This is a genomic window from Agromyces sp. GXQ0307 (assembly GCF_044769845.1).
GTDB lineage: Bacteria > Actinomycetota > Actinomycetes > Actinomycetales > Microbacteriaceae > Agromyces.
In genome coordinates this window covers 573418-588627 of record NZ_JBIZVY010000002.1, presented here as the reverse complement: position 1 = coordinate 588627, position 15210 = coordinate 573418, and the positions used below count along the sequence as shown (strand labels likewise).

Below are 15210 nucleotides of genomic sequence, written 5' to 3'. Positions count from 1 at the left end.
CCCTCCGCCGCTTCGTCGAGACCACGCTAGCCGCGGCATCCGACATCGCGGGCAGCACCCCATCGAGGCGGGCGGGGGCCACGACTCGCGCCGCGCCTCACGCCGAACGCTCGCGCCCGCCCGCCATCCGTGCCAGGTCCACGCGGTTCGCCGCGCCGGTCTTGCGCAGCAGGTTCGAGATGTGCGAGCTCACCGTCTTCTCGCTGATCGTGAGGAGCGCGGCGATCTCGGCGTACGTCCGGCCATCGACGATGTACGGCAGCAGTTCGCGTTCGCGACGGGTGAGCGGCACGTCGCCGATCCGGTCGACGACGTCGTCGGGATCGCTGCGCGCATCGTCGTACAACCGCACCCGCGACCACTGCGCGAGCGACTCGACCTCCTCCCCCAGGGCGTCCGCCTCGAGGCGGCGCGCGAGCGACGCGGCGCGGCGGAGCGACTCGATCGCCCGGTCCCGCCGGCCGTCGTCGCTCGTGAGGTCGTGCTCGGCTCCCCGACGGTACGCGTAGGCCTCCATCCATGCCAGCTGTGCCGTGCGGGACGCCTCGGCGGCGGCGGCCCAGAGGTCGCCGGCCTCGGGAGCGTCGCGCGCGCGAGCGCGCTCGGCCGCGTAGATCGCATCGAGTGCGATCAGGTCGGCGGGGAACGAGAGCCCGAGCGTCCGATGGAGCACGTGCGGGTGGGCCGCCTCGAGCTCGTCGAGTCGCCGGAGCACGTCGTCATCGGGCTCGTGGCGGTCCCGCGCGGCCTGGGCGAGGTCGGCGAGCGCGCGGGCGGCGAGCGGCACGAGCCATTCGCACGAGTTGTCGCCCGGTGCGGCGGCGATGACCGGATCGAGCGCGTCGAGCGCGCCTGCGGAGTCACCGGCGGCGAATCGGGCGAGCGCTCGCGAGTGCGCCTGGGTCGAGACGGCGTAGGCGGGCACCTCGGGGAACTGCTCGGCGGCGCGCTGGAGGTACGCCTCGGCGTCGTCGGTGCGGCCCTGGTGGGCGGCCAGGATGGCCGAGACGTTCGCGAGGCCCATCGCGATGTACCTCGGCGGGTCCTCCGAGCGGACGTATCGCAGCGAGGCGTGTGCACCGGCCACGTCGCCGATTGTGGTCGAGGTGCGGGCCTCGGTCAGCGCGATCGTCGCCGTCACGAGATACGGTGCGCCGGCGTCGGCGAGCCGTTCCATGGCACCCCGGAGGGACCGCAGCGCGGAGCGGTAGTCGGGCATCGAGTACGCCTCCCAGAAGGCGGCGAGCATGGCCGGCCAGAAGTGCCCGTTCGGCAGCGCCACCTCGAGCGCACGAGCGGCGAGGGCCCGGGCACGGTCGAGGTCGCGCGTGAGCGCCGCGAGCTGGCCTCCGACGGCCAGCGCGTACGACAGCGTCTCGGTGTCCCCGAGTGCCGTGGCGCGGTCGATCGCCTCGGCGGCGTGCGCGGCGCAGGCGGGGTCGGCGAGGAGGATCTCGGCGTACGCGAGCTCGGTGAGGGCCATCGCGTACTCCGGGCTCTCCGGCGCGGAGGCCGAGAGGCGGAGCGCCTCGCGCGCCGGTTCGGGATCCGCGAGACCTCCGCCGATGCGGAACACCAGCCGCTGCCGCCGCACGATGAGCCGCGCCGCACGCAACGGCTCGGCCTCCCGGTCGACATCGTCGAGCAGTGCGCCGACCGCCTCGAACTCCGCATCGGGATCGCCGACGGATGCCGCGGTCTCGGCCCACGCCTCGAGGAGCCCGCGTCGGGCGTGCAGGTCGCCCGGACCAGGTTCGGGCCGATCGCCGCCGGCCGAGATCCGAGCCGACCTCCGGAGCATGCGCAGCCGCGTCATCCGGTCGCCCGATCCCTCGAGCGCGTCGACCGCGCGACGGCTCGCATCGAGGCATCCGTCAACGTCGCCCGCCGCGGCGAGGTGATCCGCCAGGTCGACCAGGAGTTCGGGCGCGGCCTCACCATGCTCGACGACGGTCGCGGTGCTCCGCGCGAGCTCGGCATGCCGCTCGCGCCGTTCGCGCTCCGGAACGGTGGCGACGAGCATCTCGGCCGTGAGCGGATGGTGGAACCATGCGCGACCCTCGTCGTCGACCTCGAGCACCTGCGTGGCCAGCGCCGGGCGCAGGTCGCGTTCGGCGTCGGCCCATCTCGGGTCGATCGCCGCGAGGGTCTCGACCCGCACCGGCTTGCCGTGCAGCGCGAGCATCGTGCAGAGCTCCTGGGTTGCGGGCGGCAGCTGCGACCACGCGCGGAGGAGCGCGGCTCCGAGGTCGGCATCGACCAGTGCGGGCGCGGCCGTGGCGGACGGCTCGACGCCGTCGAGGAGGAGTCGCGCGTGGTAGGGATTGCCTCGGGTGCGGGCGAGGACGTCGCTGACGAGCGACTCGTGCGGCGGCGCGCCGATGGCGTCCTTCACGAGGTCGCGCATGCCGGGACGATCCAGCGGCGGCACCTCGACGGCGCGGGCCGAGGGGAGGCGCAGCAGGTCGGCTCGCCAGAGGTCGATCGGACGGCCCGAGCCGGCGCGCATCGTCGCGATGACGCCGAGCCGTCGGCGCTCGGGCCCGCCGGCGAGGAACATCAGCGCGTCGAGGGTGCTCGCGTCGGCCCAGTGCAGGTCGTCGATGAGGATGAGCACGGGGCCCTGCCCCAGGAGCCGGTCGACCGCGTCGTCGAGGGCGAGCGTCGGCGGTCGGTGGGCGGCGTCGGTGCGCTCGAGATCGCCGGACTGCTTGAGGAGGGTTCGGACCGCGAGGTTCGGCACGCGCGTGGTGAGCGGGAGGTTGCGCGCGCTGAGGACGGTGAACGGGCCGGTCGCGCGCCGTGCCGCGGCATCCATCAATGCGGTCTTGCCGATGCCGGCCTCGCCCCGCAGGACGATCGTCCTCGCCTCACCGCCGACGACCGACGAGAGCTCGTGCGACAGCGCGGCGAACTCGCGCTCGCGACCTGCAAGGTGCGGCGTGTCGGCCCCCATGGGGCACAGTCTGCCACGGATCCGAGGTTCGCTCACGAGAAGTCGAGGATGTGCTCCGGATGTCGCGCAGGTGCCGAGTGCCGTCGTCGGCACGCCGCGATCGCCCGCGTTCAGCGTCTCGCATTCAGCGCCCCGCGCTCAGCGTCCCGCGCTCAGCGTCCCGCGCTCAGCGCCCCGCGTTCGAGCCCGAGCATGCCCTCGACGGCTCCGTGGATCATGGACCCGCGGGCGCTCGCGTCGCCCCAGCGCACGAGCGCCTGGGCGTTCAGTCCGTCGATCATGCCGAGGAGCTGCCAGGCGGCGGCCGCGGCATCCGTCGTCTGGAAGCCCGCGGTCGCCGCGCCGTCCTCGATGACACCCTGCACGACGGCCTGCCAGGCATCCATCTGCTCGCGAACGGATGCCGCGAGCGCGTCGTTGCGCCGGCCGAGGGCCCACGCCTCGACCCAGACGATCGTGACGTCGTCGCGGGTGCCGTCGAGGAGGGTGTCGAGCAGTGCGCCGAGCCGCTCCCGCGGGCCGGGAAGTGCGGCGAGCAGGCCGGCGACCTCGTCGACCTCGGCGGCGACGACGGTCGCGAAGGCGTCGGCGACCAAGGTCTCCATGCTCGGGTGGTAGTGCGCCACGAGCGCCGGTGCGACGCCCGCGTGGGCGGCGATCGAGCGGAGCGTGACGGCGGCGAGGCCCTGCTCGAGCGCGATGCGGCGCGCGGCCTCGGCGATCTCGGCGGATCGCTCGGCGGGGCTCTTCCGTGAAGCCCGGGTGCGCACGGGTGTTGACATCGTCAGGCCAGTCTAGGTAGTCTCCCACGTTATTGATCGCATGATCAATATATCGATCGGGTCGATCGAACATCCCGCCGTCGAACGATGAGGTTCCACATGAGCATCCAGACCCCGGAGGAGATCCGCGCGGCCGTCGCCGCGACGCCCTCCGCGCACGCCGCGCCCGCGGCATCCGCCCTCGCCACCGCCCCTGCCGCCGACCGCGTCGGCCACGTCGAGCAGCACGGCACCGAGCACGTCCCCGCGTCCGAGCGGCACGGCCGCCCGTCGAGCCTCTTCTGGGTGTGGATGTCGGCCAACGTCGGCTACCTCTACTTCGTCGTCGGCGGCGTGCTCATGCTCCTCGGCCTGCCGTTCTGGGAGGCGCTCGCGATCACCGTCGTCGGCAACCTGTGGTGGGCGCTCGTCGGCTGGCTCGCCGTCAGCGGCCCGGTCTCGGGCTCGCCGAGCGTGTCGATCATGCGCGCGATGTTCGGCATCCGCGGCAACAAGGTCTTCGGCGCCGGGCTCGGCGTGCTCATCGGCCTCTTCTACGAGATCATCAACGTCGCGTTCGCGACGCTCGGCGCCATCGCGCTCCTCGCCCACTTCGGCATCGGCCTGCCGGCCGGCGGCGAGTGGGTCGTGCTCCTCGTCATCGGCGTGCTGAGCTTCGTGATCGGCGTGTACGGGCACGCGACGATCCTCGCGCTCGCGCCGTGGTTCTCCGCCGCGCTCGCCGTGGTGTTCGTGGTCCTCGCCGTGTTCGTGTTCGGCGCCGCCGACTGGACGTACGAGGTCGCCCCCATGCCCGTCGCCGACCACTGGGCGCTCGTCATGCTCGGCTTCGCGATCGTCGCCTCGAGCCCGCTGTCGTGGGGCATCGGCGCCGACTACGCGCGCTACCTGCCGGCGGATGTCTCGAAGAAGGCCGTCGCCTGGTACACCGCGCTCGGCGGCTTCGTGCCCGCCGTGCTCATCGGGGCGCTCGGCGTCATCGCCGGCACGGCCATCGACATGACCGACCCGGAGCTCACGATCGGCGAGATCGTGCCCGCGTGGTTCACGCCGATCTTCCTCGGCATGATCGTGCTCTCGAGCATCACGAACAACGTGCTCGTCGCCTACTCGACGGGCTTCTACGCGCAGGCGCTCGCCGAGCGCATCTCACGTGCAGCGACCACGATCGTCACCGGCGTCGTCGCGACGGCCGCCGCCGGGTGGGTGCTGTTCCTCTCGCCGAGCTTCCTCGACGCGCTGAGCGCCTCGCTCGAGCTGGCGGTCACCGTCTTCGGCCCGCTCGTGTCGATCTACGCGATCGACATCGTGCTCCGCCGCAACCGCTACGACGGTGCCGCACTGGACGACACGCGCCCCGGCAGCCCGTTCTGGTACCGCGGCGGGCTGTTCCTGCCCGGCATGGTCGCGATGGTCGCCGCCATCACGATCGCGGTGCTCTCGGCGAACACGACCCTCTACGTCGGCCCGATCTCGAACGCGCTCGGCGGTGCCGACCTGTCGGCCCTCGTGGGCCCCGTGCTCGGCGCCGGCATCTACGCACTGCTCTGGCTGACAACCGACCCGTACCGCGACCCCGCGAGGCGGCCGGGCGCGGCATCCGCTGCCATCATCGAGACGGATGCCGCGGCATCCGCCCGCACGAACGGAGACCACGCATGAGCTGGCGCATGCCCGCCGAGACGGCCGGCCACGAGCGCACCTGGATGGCGTTCCCGAGCGAGGGGCCCACCCTCGGCGAGACCGCCGCCGAGCGCGACGAGGCGTACGCCGCCTGGACCGCGGTGGCCCACGCGGTCGCCGAGTTCGAGCCGGTCACGATGCTCGTCGACCCCACGGAGCGCGGCCGCGCCGCGCGGATGCTCGGCGACGGCGTCGCCCAGGTCGAGGCGCCCGTCGACGAGTACTGGATGCGCGACCACGGGCCGACGTTCGTCGTCGACGACGAACGCCCCGGCGTGCTCGGCGCGGTCGACTGGACCTTCAACGGATGGGGCGACCACGCGTGGTCGGAGTGGCGGAAGTCCGCCGAGCACGCGCGCCTCATCGCGGAGCTCGTCGGCGCCGAGCTCGTGAGCTCGACGCTCGTGAACGAGGGCGGCGGCATCCATGTCGACGGCGAGGGCACCGTGCTCCTCACCGAGACCGTGCAGCTCGACCCGCGGCGGAACCCGTACGCCGACCGCGCCCGCGTCGAGGCCGAGATGGCCCGTACGATCGGCGCGACGAAGGCCGTCTGGCTGCCCCGCGGACTCACGCGCGACTACGACGAGTTCGGCACGAACGGGCACGTCGACATCGTCGCGACGATCCCGTCGCCAGGCCGCGTCCTGCTGCACCGCCAGGACTCGCCCGAGCACCCCGACTTCGCGGTCACGCGCGAGCTGCGCGCGCAGCTCTCCGAGCAGACGGATGCCGCGGGCCGGCGCTTCGAGATCCTCGACCTGCCCGCGCCCGCCACCGTCCGCGACGGCGAGGGCGTCGTCGACTGGAGCTACGTGAACCACCTGGTCGTGAACGGCGGCGTCATCGCGTGCGGCTTCGGCGACGAGCGGGCGGATGCCGCGGCGCGCGAGATCCTCGAGGCCGCCTACCCGGGGCTCACGGCCGTGACGGTCGACGCCCGGCCGCTGTTCGCGCGCGGCGGGGGCATCCACTGCATCACCCAGCAGCAGCCGGCGGTCACCGCCCCTCCGGTTCACAGGACTTCCGCCGATTCACAGGACCGATCCGCCGGTTCCGTCCGGCAGATCGCCGAATCTCCTGTAGACGACGCGTCGGGGGGTGCGCAATGAGCGCGGAAGACCGGTTCGACGTGGTCGAGGCCTCGATCGCCGACCTGCGCGCCGCGCTCGAGGACGGCCGCACGACCGCGGTCGAGCTCGTCGAGGCGTACCTCGCCCGCATCGACGCGTACGACGGCCCCGAAACCGAGACCGCGCTGAACGCGGTCGTCGTCCGGAACCCCGAGGCGCTCGCCGAGGCGCGCGCCTCCGACGAACGCCGCGCGCGCGGCGAGGTGCTCGGCCCGCTCGACGGCATCCCGTACACCGCGAAGGACTCGTACCTCGTGCGCGGGCTCACCGCGGCATCCGGAAGCCCCGCCTTCGCCGACCTCGTCGCGCAGCGCGACGCCTTCACGATCGAGCGCCTGCGGGGCGCCGGCGCGATCTGCCTGGGCCTCACGAACATGCCGCCCATGGCGAACGGCGGCATGCAGCGCGGCGTCTACGGCCGCGCCGAGAGCCCGTACAACGCCGAGTACCTCACCGCCGCATTCGGCTCGGGCTCGTCGAACGGCTCGGGCACCGCGACCGCGGCGAGCTTCGCGGCGTTCGGCCTCGGCGAGGAGACGTGGTCGTCGGGCCGCGCGCCGGCGTCGAACAACGCGCTCTGCGCGTACACGCCCTCGCGCGGCGTCATCTCGACGCGCGGCAACTGGCCGCTCGTGCCGACCATGGACGTCGTCGTGCCGCAGACCCGCACGATGGCCGACCTGCTCGAGGTGCTCGACGTGATCGTCGCCGACGACCCCGAGACGCGCGGCGACTTCTGGCGTGCGCAGCCGTGGGTCGCGCTGCCCGCGGCATCCGCGGTTCGCCCGCCGACGTACCCGGCGCTGCAGGTGACGGATGCCGCCGGCGCCCGTGCCGCGCTCGCGGGCACGCGCATCGGCGTGCCGCGCATGTACGTCAACGCCGACCCCGAGGCGGGCACGGCCGAGCCCGGCGACACGGTCGGCATCGGCGGCGCGACCGGGCAGCGCATCGAGACACGCGAGTCGGTCATCGAGCTGTGGGAGGCCGCGCGCCGCGACCTCGAGGCGGCGGGCGCCGAGGTCGTGCTCGTCGACTTCCCGGTCGTGTCGAACTACGAGGGCGATCGCCCCGGTTCGCCCACGATCGCGACTCGCGGGCTCGTCTCGCCGGAGTACCTGAAGCGCGAGATCGTCGATCTCTCGGCCTGGGGCTGGGAGGACTTCCTGCAGGCCAACGACGATCCGGCGCTGCACTCGCTCGCCGACGTCGACGGTTCGCGCATCTTCCCGCACCCCGAGGGCGCCCTGCCCGACCGGTACACGGGCTTCGACGACGACATCGCCGAGTACCCCGAGTGGGTGCGCCGGCACCCGGATGCCACGTGGCAGGACATGCCGGAGCTGGAGGCAGGACTCCGCGGCCTCGAGGAGACGCGCCGCATCGACCTCGAGGAGTGGATGGACGGGCTCGGCCTCGACGCGGTCGTCTTCCCGGCCGTCGCCGACGTCGGCCCCGCCGACATGGACGTGAACCCCGCCTCGGCCGACCTCGGCTGGCGCAACGGCGTCTGGGTTGCGAACGGCAACCTGGTGCCGCGGCACCTCGGCATCCCGACCGTGACGGTGCCGATGGGGCTGATGGGCGACATCCGGATGCCGGTCGGCCTCACGTTCGCCGGCCGCGCCTACGACGACACGGCCCTGCTGCGGCTCGCCGCGGCGTTCGAGGCGCTCGCGCCCCGCCGCACCGAACCGCCTCGCACCCCGCACCTGGGCTGACGCACGCCGCGGCTCCGCCACGTCCACGGCTGCGTCAGACGGGGCGCGATCGGGCGAGCGCCCGCTCGAGACCGGGCCTGTCGAAGAGCTGCAGCATGGTGGTCGAGATCACCTCCACGCGCGTGCCGAGGAGCCGTGAGGCCACGCCCGAGAGCCCCCAGGCGGCTTGGCCGCCGTCAGCGACCTCGGTCTCCGCGAGGAGCACGAGTTGCGCCTCGCCCGCCGCGGCGGGCGCCGAGCACCCGCTCGTCGTCGGCTGGCGCTTCGCGGGACCGGTGGCGAAGCTCGGCCCAAGGCGCGCCGTGGAGGACGAGCACGAGTACGCCCCGTCGCGCGGATCGATCGGCCGATCCGAGCAGTTCAGGACACGTCGAAGGTGCGCTCGTGCAGCCCGGTCGCGCCGTCGGGGGCGACCGGCGCTCGCTCGGCGGTCTGCACCTCGCCGTCGGCCGAGATCGCGCGGGCCCGGATCGTGTGACGGCCGGGCGCGGCATCCCACTCGTACCGCCACTGCACCCACGTGTCGGCCGAGATCGCCGTCGCGAGCGTCGCGGGCCGCCACGCGCCGTCGTCGACCTGCACCTCCACCGCCGCAACGCCCGTGTGCTGATGCCAGGCCACGCCGGCGACGACCACCGTTCCGGCCGAGATCGCCTGCCCCGTGCGCGGCACGTCGATGCGCGACGAGAGCTTGATCGGGCCGCGTTCGCTCCAACCGCGGTCGGACCAGTACGCGCGATCCAGGTCGAACCGGGTGACCTCGAGCTCGGTCACCCACTTCGTCGCCGACACGTAGCCGTAGAGGCCCGGCACGACCATCCGCACCGGGAACCCGTGCTCGACGGGCAGCGGCTCGCCGTTCATGCCCACGGCCAGCACGGCGTCGCGACCGGGATCGGTCAGCGCCTCGAGCGGCGTCGACGCCGTGAATCCGTCGATGCTGCGCGAGAGCACCATGTCGGCGTCGGCGCTCGGTGCGGCACGGGCGAGCAACTCGCGGATGGGGTGGCCGAGCCACACCGCCGTGCCGATGAGGCTGCCGCCGACCTCGTTCGACACGCACGCGAGCGTGGTCACGCTCTCCCCGAGCGGCAGTGCGAGCAGCTCGTCCCACGTGAGCTCGACCTCGCGCTCGACCATGCCGTGGATCCGCAGCCGCCAGTCCGCCGGGTCGACCTGCGGCACGTTCAGCGCGGTGTCGATGCGGTAGAACTCGCCGTTGGGCGTGATGACCGGGGCGAGTCCGTCGATGCCGAGCTCGGCGGATGCCGGAACCGATGCCCTCGTCGCGGGCGCGGGCAGCCGAAGCGCCTCGCGGACCGTGCTCACCGCGCGGGACCCCGCCGAGAGCGCCGTCGACGCGATCGCGGCGAGGACGCCGACCGCGGCCGTCCCGCCGGCCCACACGAGGAAGCGCCGTCGGTCGACGTCGGCGACGGTCGTGGCGGCCGCAGCCGGACCCGATGCGTCCTCCGGACGGGAGGGCGACGTGTCCGGGGCCGCCGCGACCCGCTCCGGAACGGCGACCCGCTCTGCGGGCAGCCGGACGAGCAGCATCGACAGTGCCCCCATCGCGGCGACCGCCCCGATCGCCGCAGGCAGGATCGCGAGGACCGGGGCGTTCGCCCGGGTCGCCGCCGCGAGCGCCCCGAATACCCCGAGGAAGGCGAAGAGCCCGCGACCCCAGCGAGGATGCCGCGCCTCGAGGATGCCCGCGAACGCGCCGACGAGGACGAGCACCACGCCCACCCCGACGAGCAGTGCGAGCTTGTCGGCCGTGCCGAACAGGGCGATCGCGGCATCCTTCGCCCACGGCGGCGCGAGATCGATGAGCAGGCCGCCGATCGACGTGAACGGCGACGCGGTCGCTGCGATGATCGCCGCCGCGAGTTCGCCGGCTCCGGCACCGAACAGGGCGGCCGCGATGCCCGCCAGCGCGGGCCGCAGCCGTCCGACGGGCGCGCGATCGGTCGGCATGACCTCAGGCTACGTCCGCCGGCGCGGCCGAGCGCGCGCGACGACCCCACCGTAAGCGGTTCGTAAGGAGGGGTCGGATCGCTACACCCAGGGCAGCGTCGGGAGCACCTGGTCGGTCAGGAACGAGAACGACTGGGTCACCGCGCTCATGACCCAACCGAACAGGGTGACGGCCGCCGTCACGATCCAGGCGATCGTCTGCTCCTGGCGGGTGCCGAGCACGCGCCGACCGTCGATGTCCCTGGCGCTGTTGGTGAGCGTCAGCACCAGGTCGACGAGCCACCAGATGCCGAAGCCGCCGACGGTGAGCAGCTTCAGGATGCCGGTTCCGACCTTGCCGAGGTAGAAGCGGTCGACGCCGAGCACGCCGAGCAGCCAGGCGAACAGCCACGTCGCGACGAACGAGCGGCTGGAGGTCGCGTCCTGTGCGGCGCGGGCGACCTGAGGGTTCTGGCCGGGAGCCTGGCCCGGCGGGTAGGCGGTCATGACGATTCCCCCTTCGTCACCGTCCACGATGCCGTCGGACGGGCCGGCGCTGCGAGGCCCTAGGTCCTGCGGCCGGGTCGTGCGTGCTGCGCGATGAACTCCGCGACGCGCGGTGCGAGCCCGGCTCCGATCTCCGCAGCGGGGCGCTTCGCGCCCTTCACCTCGAACGAGTGGTTCGCGTCGGCGACCCAGTCGATCACGGCTGCGGGTGCGAGGCCGGCGACCAGCGCGTCGAGCTGGTCGTTCGGGATCGCGAACGGGTCGTTGCGCCCCTGCAGGAAGAGCATCGGCACGCCGGCGAGCTTCGCGAAGTGCTCGTCGCGCGACTTCTCCGGCCGCCCGGGCGGGTGCAGCGGGTAGCCGAGGAACACCAGGCCCGCGGCATCCATGCCCTCGGCGACGGCCATCGACGCCATCCGACCGCCGAAGGACTTGCCCGACGCCCACACGGGCTCGCCATCGGGCGCCTCGGCGCGCGCGGCCGCCGCGACCGCGCGCCACGTGGCGATCGCCGCCGGAGGCCGGTCGGGGAAGCGTCGCCCCGCCGCGCGGTACGGGAAGTCGAAGCGCACCGTCGCTACGCCGAACTCGCCGATCGCACGGCAGAACCCGGTGAGGAACGGATGGTCCTTGCCCGCGCCGGCGCCGTGCGCGACGGCGAGCGTCGCGTTCGCGCCATCCGGTCGCCGCAGCACCGCCGGCACCTCGCCGATGCCATCGCCCACGTCGATCGAGAGGGGCCGCTCGTCGTCCATGCATCCCATGGTGCCCGAGCGCGCAAGCACCCGCATGCGACGCCGGCCGCCGCGCGGGCTGCCCCGGAACGTGAACGGGGCCGGGGCGACCCGAAAACACCCCGACCCCGTGTGCTGCGCGCCCCCGCGCAGCACTCGTCACCCCTGCCCGACGGCCCCCGCCTGCCGGGTGTCGCGCGTGGAGCGCATGGCTCCGATCCGAGCGACCAGGGTGACCACGATGACGACGGCCGCAGCGATCGCGGCCGCGATGCCGGTCGGCGCCGACGCCGGCTCGTCGGTGAGGCGTCCGACCGCGACCCACGAGAGGCCCCACGCGAGCGACAGCGCCGGCGCGATCCGGCCGCGACCCCACCAGGCGAGCGCGATGCCGACCGCGGCGGCCGCCGCGATCACGCCGATCGCCCACGCCTCGGCCGGAAGCCCCCACCCGTCGAACCCGGCCGCCTGGAGCACCGCGGTCGTGTTCGCGGCCGTCGCGACGACGACCCAGCCGAGGTACAGCCCGATGGAGCCGTCGGTCACGATCGCGTCGACGACGCCGCTCGGCGGCATCCGTCGCAGCTGCACGAACAGCCATGCGAGCACGACGAGCAGGAGGACGATGACCGGAAGGCTCGCCCACAGCAGGTCGAGCTGCACGACGCCGATCCACACGGCGTTCAGTACGAGCGACGCGGCGACGGCGTAGCCGATCCGCCGGTGCCGTGCGCTCGTGCGCTGGGCGGGAAGCACCTGGAAGATCGCGTAGGCGAGCATGCCGGTGTAGATCACGCTCCAGATCCCGAAGGCCGACCGCGCCGGCGCGATGAGCGTCGAGTCGGCGTCGAGCCATCCGCCCGCGGCATCCTGGATCGGCGTGCCGCCGGCGGCGCCGGAGCCGATGAAGGCCGCGACGATCGCGAGCAGCGAGGTGACCAGCACGACCACCTGGCGCACCGTGTCACGTGCGCCCGCGGGTGCGGTCCGATCGGTCTCGTCGCGGGTGGCGGTCGATGTCATCGGATGTCTCCCTTCGGCCTCGCCCGTCGCGGTCGTGCAGCTCGTGGCCATGGGTCCCGGTTCGGTCGGTCCCGCAGCGCTCGGGCGCGTCGTGTGGCCAGCGTACGAACCGGGTCGCGCCGCGGCGTCAACCGTTCGATTGAATCCGGCGGGCGGCGCCCGGGTGCGATCCGCCCGCTCGGCCGCCGACGGCTCCCGGGGTCGTGCTCGGGCGGGCCGTGATCGTCGCTGCGAACAGGCGCCGGAGTCCGGCGATGCCGGCGCGGTTCCAGGCTTCGAGTTGGCGCTGTGCGCCGGTTCCGTCTCGAAGCAGGCGTGCGATGAGCTGGTGCACGAGCTCCCGGTCGCCTGCCCGCTCCAGCGCCTCGGCGAGGTGGCGCTCGAGTCGGCGGACGAGTTCGGGCGCCGGTGCGATCCGCCCGGTCGCGGGGTCGAACGCGCCGCCGGAGAGCCCGGCATGCGCGGCGTGCAGCGTCGCCGCGCTCAGCAGCTCCGGCGGGACGTCCGGATCGGGGTCGTCGACCACGCGCAGTGGGCGGACTGCGGAGGGATCGGCGCCGAACCGGTCGTGCTCGTCGATCGCCCGCACGACGAGGGCCCGGCAGAGGGCCGCGACGAGCAGCGTGTCGTCTGCCGTGAGCTGCGCGTCCGCCATCCGGAACTCGATCGTCGGCAGGTGCTCGGAGAGTCGCACGTTCCACGCGATGAGCGCGAGGTCGGTGAGGCCGCCCAGGCCGAGCATGTCGCGGGTGCGCCGGTCGTAGTCGGCGGCATCCGCGAACCGGGGCGGGCAGCCCGCCGTCGTCCACCTCCGCAGCTGCACGGTGCGCCAGCCCTCGTACCCGGTCACGTTGCCGCGCCAGAGCGGAGAGTTGCCGGTCATCGCCGTGAGCAGCGGCAGCCACGGCCGCACCGCGTTCAGCGCGGCGACGCCGTGGTCGCGGCTCGGGATGCCGACGTGCACGTGCAGTCCGCTCATCTGGTGATCGGCGATGACGCCGGCCATGTCGCGGACGATCCGGTGGTAGCGGTCGGTGTCGGTGATCGACGGGAAGCGGTGCGCGTCTGGTGGGGTGCCGACGCTCGCGACGCAGACCGCGTGCCGGCCGGCGTCGGCGTCCACCTCGCGCCGGAAGGCGAGCAACCGGTCGGCGGCCTGCGCGAGGTCGTCGAACACGGGCGTCGCGAACTCGACCTGGGATGCGAGGAACTCGGGGTGCACGACGTCGCCCCAGCGCGGGTCGGCGGCGAGCCGACGGTGGACGTCGGCCGCGATGTCCGCCGGCAGCATCGTCGCGGGGTCGAGGAAGAAGAACTCCTCCTCGATGCCGAACGTCGTCATCGTCGCTCCCGCCCGGGCATGCCGGTCCGAACCGATTCCGGATGCCTCATGGCGGCAGCGTGCGCCCGCCGCTCGACGAAGTCAAGGGCTATCCGAGGGGCCTCGCATGTGCCTCGCGGGCGCCGTTCGGCCACCGTCGGGATGTCTCCGACAGGCCGTCGTCAGTCCGTCGCCGTGGCCTCGAACACCTCGACCGGCTCGGCCAGTCCCTTCAGCTCCACCCGCCCGATCGCGCGGAACGACAGGCCCGGGTCGTCGTTGAGCTGCACCACCGCGCGGGCGACGAGGGTCTGCCCGGCGCTCGCCGCTCCGGAGATCCGCGAGGCGAGGTTGACCGCGCGACCGAAGTAGTCGCCGTCCTGCATCACGACGGGCCCCGCCGCGATGCCCGCGTGCGCGGGAAGGCCGATCGTCGGCGCCTGCTCGACCATCTCGAGCGTCGCGCGCACGGCGCGCCCGGGGTGCCTGAAGTGCACCATGACGCCGTCGCCGAGCCACTTCACCGGCGTGCCGGCGTGATCGGCGACGATGCGTTCGACCATCGCGCTCAACTCCCGCGCGAGTCGTGCACCGGTCGCATCGCCCTCCTGGTCGGTGACGCCCGTGTACCCCGCGAGGTCGATGAAGACGAAGGCCGGCGGGTGCGCGGGCCCGACGTGTGCGCCGGACGCCTCGATCGCCCGCTCGATCCCCTCCACGATCCCCGCGGTCCAGCCCCGCTCCTGCTGGCGGCGGTACAGCGTGAGCACCATCTGCTCCATGAGGGGCGTCAGCTCCGAGCCGAGGATCGCCGCCTGTGCGAGCGCCTCCCCGAAGTCCAGCCCGGTTCGCATGAGCCCGCCGATGATGTACGTCTGGAACATCTCGTTCTCGGCCTCGGTGACGCGTCGCAGGCCGTCGACGTAGACGCGCCCGATGCGGATCATCGCGTCGAGGTCCGCGAGGGCCGCGACCATGCCGACGAGTCGGAAGATCGACTCGTCGTCTTCGCGTGCGACGTCGTCGGGTCCCAGCCGCCGGTTCACGAGCGCCGCGCTCGTCTCGCGGATCACCTCGAACGGAAGCCCGAGCCGTTCGGCGAGGCGGCCGTACGTCTCGGTGCCGAGCTCCGCCCACGACCGGTACTGCGGCGCGTCCATGAACGACAGCGGCAGCCGCCCGGCCGAGACCGCCGCGCCGATCGTCTCGGCGTCGAGGCCGGCGCGATCGCACGCCTCGAGGAGCCGGACGCGCTGCACGTCGCTCCGGTCGAACGTGCCGTCGTCGGCGGGCGAGAGCACGCCGAATCGCAGCAGCTGCTCGATGAACCCGAGGCCGACGCCGGAGCGTTCGACGAGCTCATCGCGGGTGTACCGAACGACGGGGCCGTCCAC

The 15210-nt window shown here is 73.4% G+C and carries 12 protein-coding genes; 3 read left to right on the top strand and 9 right to left on the bottom strand.

The window, feature by feature from the left end:
- Positions 1-97: 97 nt before the first annotated feature.
- Positions 98-2956, bottom strand: a complete 2859-nt coding sequence (locus tag ACIQH8_RS08040) for an AAA family ATPase (protein ID WP_400996904.1) — start codon at positions 2954-2956, stop codon at positions 98-100.
- A 152-nt stretch (positions 2957-3108) separates the two neighbouring features.
- Entirely contained in the window at positions 3109-3738 is a 630-nt protein-coding gene (locus tag ACIQH8_RS08035; protein ID WP_400996902.1) for a TetR/AcrR family transcriptional regulator, read from the bottom strand.
- Between the two features lie 99 nt (positions 3739-3837).
- Between ACIQH8_RS08035 and ACIQH8_RS08030 the strand changes: the two genes are divergently transcribed.
- The 3 genes from ACIQH8_RS08030 to ACIQH8_RS08020 are packed head-to-tail and all read left to right on the top strand — an operon-like array spanning position 3838 to position 8275.
- On the top strand, positions 3838-5400 hold the full coding sequence (locus tag ACIQH8_RS08030) for a purine-cytosine permease family protein (RefSeq protein WP_400996900.1): 1563 nt from the start codon (positions 3838-3840) through the stop codon (positions 5398-5400).
- The gene (locus ACIQH8_RS08025) at positions 5397-6533 is read left to right on the top strand and encodes an agmatine/peptidylarginine deiminase (protein WP_400996897.1); all 1137 of its coding nucleotides are present in this window, start codon (positions 5397-5399) and stop codon (positions 6531-6533) included. Before ACIQH8_RS08030 ends, ACIQH8_RS08025 begins: the two co-directional genes overlap by 4 nt.
- Positions 6530-8275, top strand: a complete 1746-nt coding sequence (locus ACIQH8_RS08020; protein ID WP_400996894.1) for an amidase — start codon at positions 6530-6532, stop codon at positions 8273-8275. Before ACIQH8_RS08025 ends, ACIQH8_RS08020 begins: the two co-directional genes overlap by 4 nt.
- 34 nt (positions 8276-8309) lie before the next feature.
- Here the strand turns inward: ACIQH8_RS08020 and ACIQH8_RS08015 are convergent, their stop codons facing one another.
- The 7 genes from ACIQH8_RS08015 to ACIQH8_RS07985 form a co-directional block, all read right to left on the bottom strand.
- The gene (locus tag ACIQH8_RS08015) at positions 8310-8480 is read right to left on the bottom strand and encodes a hypothetical protein (RefSeq protein WP_400996892.1); all 171 of its coding nucleotides are present in this window, start codon (positions 8478-8480) and stop codon (positions 8310-8312) included.
- 155 nt (positions 8481-8635) lie between these two features.
- The gene (locus tag ACIQH8_RS08010) at positions 8636-10252 is read right to left on the bottom strand and encodes a molybdopterin-dependent oxidoreductase (RefSeq protein WP_400996889.1); all 1617 of its coding nucleotides are present in this window, start codon (positions 10250-10252) and stop codon (positions 8636-8638) included.
- Between the two features lie 81 nt (positions 10253-10333).
- Entirely contained in the window at positions 10334-10738 is a 405-nt protein-coding gene (locus ACIQH8_RS08005; RefSeq protein ID WP_400996887.1) for a TM2 domain-containing protein, read from the bottom strand.
- A gap of 59 nt (positions 10739-10797) precedes the next feature.
- Complete coding sequence (locus tag ACIQH8_RS08000) at positions 10798-11493, bottom strand: alpha/beta family hydrolase (RefSeq protein ID WP_400996884.1); 696 nt, start codon at positions 11491-11493, stop codon at positions 10798-10800.
- Between the two features lie 138 nt (positions 11494-11631).
- Positions 11632-12495 carry a tryptophan-rich sensory protein gene (locus ACIQH8_RS07995; RefSeq protein WP_400996881.1) on the bottom strand — a complete coding sequence of 288 codons (864 nt, stop codon included), beginning with the start codon at positions 12493-12495 and terminating at the stop codon, positions 11632-11634.
- Positions 12496-12622: 127 nt separating this feature from the next.
- Positions 12623-13837 (bottom strand): YbdK family carboxylate-amine ligase, encoded by a 1215-nt coding sequence (locus ACIQH8_RS07990; RefSeq protein WP_400996878.1) that lies wholly within the window; start codon positions 13835-13837, stop codon positions 12623-12625.
- A gap of 161 nt (positions 13838-13998) precedes the next feature.
- The gene (locus ACIQH8_RS07985; RefSeq protein ID WP_400996875.1) at positions 13999-15210 is read right to left on the bottom strand and encodes an adenylate/guanylate cyclase domain-containing protein; all 1212 of its coding nucleotides are present in this window, start codon (positions 15208-15210) and stop codon (positions 13999-14001) included.

Coding starts and splice junctions, on each gene's coding strand:
- ACIQH8_RS08040 (WP_400996904.1), bottom strand. CDS start 2,956: ATGGGGGCCGACACGCCGCACCTTGCAGGTCGCGAGCGCGAGTTCGCC.
- ACIQH8_RS08035 (WP_400996902.1), bottom strand. CDS start 3,738: ATGTCAACACCCGTGCGCACCCGGGCTTCACGGAAGAGCCCCGCCGAG.
- ACIQH8_RS08030 (WP_400996900.1), top strand. CDS start 3,838: ATGAGCATCCAGACCCCGGAGGAGATCCGCGCGGCCGTCGCCGCGACG.
- ACIQH8_RS08025 (WP_400996897.1), top strand. CDS start 5,397: ATGAGCTGGCGCATGCCCGCCGAGACGGCCGGCCACGAGCGCACCTGG.
- ACIQH8_RS08020 (WP_400996894.1), top strand. CDS start 6,530: ATGAGCGCGGAAGACCGGTTCGACGTGGTCGAGGCCTCGATCGCCGAC.
- ACIQH8_RS08010 (WP_400996889.1), bottom strand. CDS start 10,252: ATGCCGACCGATCGCGCGCCCGTCGGACGGCTGCGGCCCGCGCTGGCG.
- ACIQH8_RS08005 (WP_400996887.1), bottom strand. CDS start 10,738: ATGACCGCCTACCCGCCGGGCCAGGCTCCCGGCCAGAACCCTCAGGTC.
- ACIQH8_RS08000 (WP_400996884.1), bottom strand. CDS start 11,493: ATGGACGACGAGCGGCCCCTCTCGATCGACGTGGGCGATGGCATCGGC.
- ACIQH8_RS07995 (WP_400996881.1), bottom strand. CDS start 12,495: ATGACATCGACCGCCACCCGCGACGAGACCGATCGGACCGCACCCGCG.
- ACIQH8_RS07990 (WP_400996878.1), bottom strand. CDS start 13,837: ATGACGACGTTCGGCATCGAGGAGGAGTTCTTCTTCCTCGACCCCGCG.